This is a genomic window from Streptomyces sp. UNOC14_S4, assembly GCF_020740835.1.
Taxonomy (GTDB): Bacteria; Actinomycetota; Actinomycetes; order Streptomycetales; family Streptomycetaceae; genus Streptomyces.
Genome location: NZ_JAINFC010000607.1, coordinates 1 through 4,096 on the forward strand (window position 1 = coordinate 1; position 4,096 = coordinate 4,096).

General features: G+C 74.8%; 3 protein-coding genes. 1 reads left to right on the forward strand and 2 read right to left on the reverse strand.

Translation table 11 applies throughout. The annotated features are described in order from the left end of the window. Both K6I34_RS32960 and purD read right to left on the reverse strand, forming a co-directional pair. The coding region (locus K6I34_RS32960; protein WP_229331714.1) for a hypothetical protein at window positions 1-1,237 on the reverse strand (1,237 nt) is incomplete at its 3' end. A gap of 439 nt (window positions 1,238-1,676) precedes the next feature. Next, entirely contained in the window at window positions 1,677-2,924 is a 1,248-nt protein-coding gene (gene purD, locus K6I34_RS32965; RefSeq protein ID WP_229331716.1) for a phosphoribosylamine--glycine ligase, read from the reverse strand. A gap of 260 nt (window positions 2,925-3,184) precedes the next feature. Here purD and K6I34_RS32970 point away from each other — a divergent pair, with 260 nt between their 5' ends. Then, window positions 3,185-3,916 (forward strand): SLATT domain-containing protein, encoded by a 732-nt coding sequence (locus K6I34_RS32970; RefSeq protein WP_229331715.1) that lies wholly within the window; start codon window positions 3,185-3,187, stop codon window positions 3,914-3,916. Window positions 3,917-4,096: the final 180 nt, after the last annotated feature.

The window sequence follows — 4,096 nt, forward strand, 5'->3', positions numbered from 1 at the left end:
CCGGGACACCGTCCGGCACGGCCCCGGGGACGCCCTGCGCGTACGGGCCGGGGATGTCGTCCAGGACGCGGTGCAGACGGGCCGCCTCCAGCCGCCACTTGCGGTCGACGACCTCCTCCGGGTACTGGCTCCAGGCGACCGGGGACCACTCGGGCCCGGACACGGTGGGGCCGCCGTGGAAGAGCCGGGCGGCCAGCAGGGAGGCGGCCTCGTCCATGGCGCCGGGCTCCTCCAGCAGGTCGCACGCGGGGCGCTCGCCCAGCCGGGAGGTGAAGCCCTCGGCGAGGCGGTCGCGGCGGGAGAGCTCGGTGAGCGCGGAGACGACGCCCGCGTCGAGCCGGGAGGGCCAGCGGCCCATGCGCCAGGCGGGCAGGGCGACACGGTTCAGCAGGCGGTCCCAGCCCGCGTAGGCGAGCCCCACCTGCTCCTGGGCGACGATCCGCAGGCCGTAGTCGACGGCCTGGGCGCGCTCGGAGGCGGCGGCCGCGACCCCGCGCTCCATCTCGGCGGCGTGCTCGCGGCAGGAGTGCAGCAGCAGCCGGGCGACGGCCCCGACGAACGCGAGGGCCGGGCGCCCCGCGGCGACGGCCACGGCGGCGTCCAGGCCCCGGACGAAACGGCGGGCGGCGGCTATGTCGGGGTGCGCCGAAGGGCCCGTGCCCGCGACGACCGGGGCCAGCAGGGCGCGCAGCTCGGGGACGCGCATCCACCACAGGAACGGCGAGCCGATCACCAGCACCGGTGCGGCCCCCGTACGCCGCAGGGGGCGCGCGAGAAGCTGCCGGGCGCCCCTTGAAGCGCAGCCCTGTGGGCCGCCGAGCGCCGGGTGGGTGCGGTCCTCCAGCCAGCTGTCGCAGTCCGGCGTCAGGGCCATGGCCGAGGGCGCGGGGACGTCCAGCCGCTCGGCGAGCTCGCGCACCAGCCGGTAGAGATCGGGAGCCGTCTCCTCCGGGATCGGGACGGTGGGGCTCAGCGCGGGCCTGGCCCGGACGACCACGGCGGCGACGGCCGCCGCCAGCAGCAGGGCCAGGACGGCCACGCCGACGAGCGCCCAGCGGGCCGTGGACCAGCCGCCGCCGTCCGGGAGACGGCCCATGGCGACACCCGCCAGCAGCACGACGGCGACCGCCGCGGGCAGCAGGGCGACGGCCACGGCGGCACTACGGATGCGCAGCACCGCGAGGGCTTTGGCGCGTGCCACCAGCACGCCTGCTTCCGGAACTGCCACGAGACCGATCACCCCCTGTTGCCAGTTTGGGCTCTGCCGAGGAGTGCGACAGCGGTGCGGTGCGGAGTGCGCCGCCTCCCCCCACTGTGGCACCGGGCTCTGACATCGCAATGCCGGTGGGCCAGTTGCCGGATGCACTTGGCTTGCGCCGCACCCTAGTTGGGGGTGCGGCGTGCGTCAGCCCATTGGGCAATCGGTCACCCGATGGAATGGCTTTGGGGAAGGGCGCTGCGCTTGCCGTGCGGCTTGTGCCATCTGGGCCACCCGGAAGCGGGGGCCCCTGCCCCAGGGGCTGCGCCCCCGGACCCCCGCTTCGCCTAGTGGGGTGCCTCTTGCGCTTGGCGTGCGGCTGCGGGTTGCGTCGTGGCTGGTCGCGCAGTTCCCCGCGCCCCTGACGGGGCGCCCCCTGCAAGGCGCTGCGGGCCGAGCTCGTGGGCGCCCCTTGCGGTCAGAGCGTGGCGGCCTTCGCCGCGATGTCCGTGCGGTGGTGGGAGCCCGCCAGGCGGACGCGGCTCACGCCCTCGTAGGCGCGTTCGCGCGCCTCGGACAGGGAGGAGCCCGTCGCCGTCACCGACAGGACGCGGCCGCCCGCGCTCACGACCTCGCCCGCCTCGTTGAAGGCCGTGCCCGCGTGGAGGACGTAGGCGGGGCCGGCGGCGGCCACGTCGGCCAGGCCGTCGATGACGTCGCCCGTCCGCGGCGTTCCGGGGTAGTTGTGCGAAGCCACAACCACCGTCACCGCCGCCTCGTCGCTCCAGCGCAGCGGCGGGAGCTCCGCCAGCCGCCCCGTCGCGGCGGCGAGCAGCAGCCCCGCCAGCGGCGTCTTGAGGCGGGCTAGGACGACCTGCGTCTCGGGGTCGCCGAAGCGCGCGTTGAACTCGATCACGCGCACGCCGCGCGAGGTGATCGCGAGCCCCGCGTAGAGCAGGCCGGAGAAGGGCGTGCCGCGGCGGCGGAGCTCGTCCACCGTCGGCTGGAGGACGGTCCGGAGGACCTCGTCCACCAGGGAGGGCTCGGCCCAGGGGAGCGGGGAGTAGGCGCCCATGCCGCCCGTGTTCGGGCCCTCGTCGCCGTCGAGGGCGCGCTTGAAGTCCTGGGCGGGCTGGAGCGGGACGACGGTCTCGCCGTCGGTGACGGCGAAGAGGGAGACCTCGGGACCGTCGAGGAACTCCTCGATCACCACGCGGCCGCAGGCGAGCGCGTGCTCGCGGGCGGTGGCGAGGTCGGCGGTGACGACGACGCCCTTGCCCGCCGCGAGCCCGTCGTCCTTGACGACGTACGGCGCGCCGAAGGAGTCGAGGGCCGCGTCGATCTCGGCCGGGGTGGTGCAGACGTAGGCACGGGCGGTGGGCACGTTGGCGCAGGCCATGACGTCCTTCGCGAACGCCTTGGAGCCCTCCAGCCGCGCCGCCTCCGCCGAGGGGCCGAAGACGGGGATGCCGCGCTCGCGGACGGCGTCGGAGACGCCCGCGACCAGCGGGGCCTCGGGGCCGACGACCACGAGGTCCGCGCCCAGGGACACGGCGAGGCCGGCGACGGCCCCGCCGTCGAGGGCGTCCACCTGGTGCAGCTCCGCCACCTCGGCGATGCCTGCGTTGCCGGGGGCGCAGTGCAGCGCGGTGACGTCGGGGTCGAGGGACAGAGAGCGGCACAGGGCATGTTCGCGGGCGCCGCCGCCGATGACGAGGACCTTCACACCGGTCACCCTATTGCCTCGTCGACTGATCGATTTCCAGGGACCGTCCGACGGGTACGGAAACGTCACTGCACCGGCCCCGCACGGGTGGGGGACGGCGCCACCGTTCCGTACACCCACTCTTTCGGGTGAGTGAGGCATGGTCCTATACCGGATTCCGCAGCGCTTACGGACGGAAAACCAAGGATCTTGTGTCCAAGACCGACCGTTCGGCGGTAGGAAGGACGCTCGCGATCCGTAGCGGCAGAGGGAGTGCACGGGTGAGCCAGCCGGAGATGCAGCCCGAAGGGCTCCCCCGCGAGCAGAGTGGGAGGCAGCGCGGCGACTTGCGTGGCCGTGCCTTCCCACTCGGTGACTGGGGGGAGCCCGCGGAGCGTCTCGATGAGCTGTACCGATGGGTGGAGAACGGCGCGCTGTACCTCGTCGACTGGTATCTCGCCGACCGCGCCTGGAAACGTCGCTGGGCGCGGTCGCTGCGTATCAGCAGCGCGGTCTGCGCCACGGGGGGCGCGGCCCTGCCGCTGCTCCAGCTGACGAACGTGCTCCACTCCGGCGCCACATGGGGCTTCCTGGGCCTGCTCGGAGCTGTCGCCTGCGTGGCCTGCGACCGCTACTTCGGGCTGACGTCGGGCTGGATGCGGGCGGTGGCCACGGCGCAGGCGGTGCAGCGGCGCCTGGAGGCGCTCCAGTTCGACTGGGCGTCGGAGTGCGTGCGCGAGGTGCTCGGGCCGACGGAGGGCACGGCGAGCGAGGCGGCCGAGCGCTGCCTGACCGTCCTGCGGCGCTTCTCGGAGGACGTGTCGGAGCTCGTACGGGCGGAAACGGCCGACTGGATGGTGGAGTTCAGGGCGGGCCCGACGCCGCTGATGACGCAGTCGCTGGTGTCGTGGGGGCCGCGCGGCGAGGGCAACGGCCCGCTGCCGCGCTTCCCGCTGCCGCCGGGGACGCGGCCCAACATGCCGCGGCAGCGGCCGCCCGAGTCCCCGCGCTGACCGTTGCGGCGCTGACTGTTGTGGGGGTACATCTCAACTGAAGACGATCATCGAGCCCTGGTCCACGCTCCGGGTCGCCGCCGCGTGCAGCCCCAGCCAGACGTGGCGCTCCCGGGCGAACGGGCTGGCGTCGTACGGGCCGGGCGCCGCGCGCGCCTCCAGGCCGGTGGGTCGCTCCGG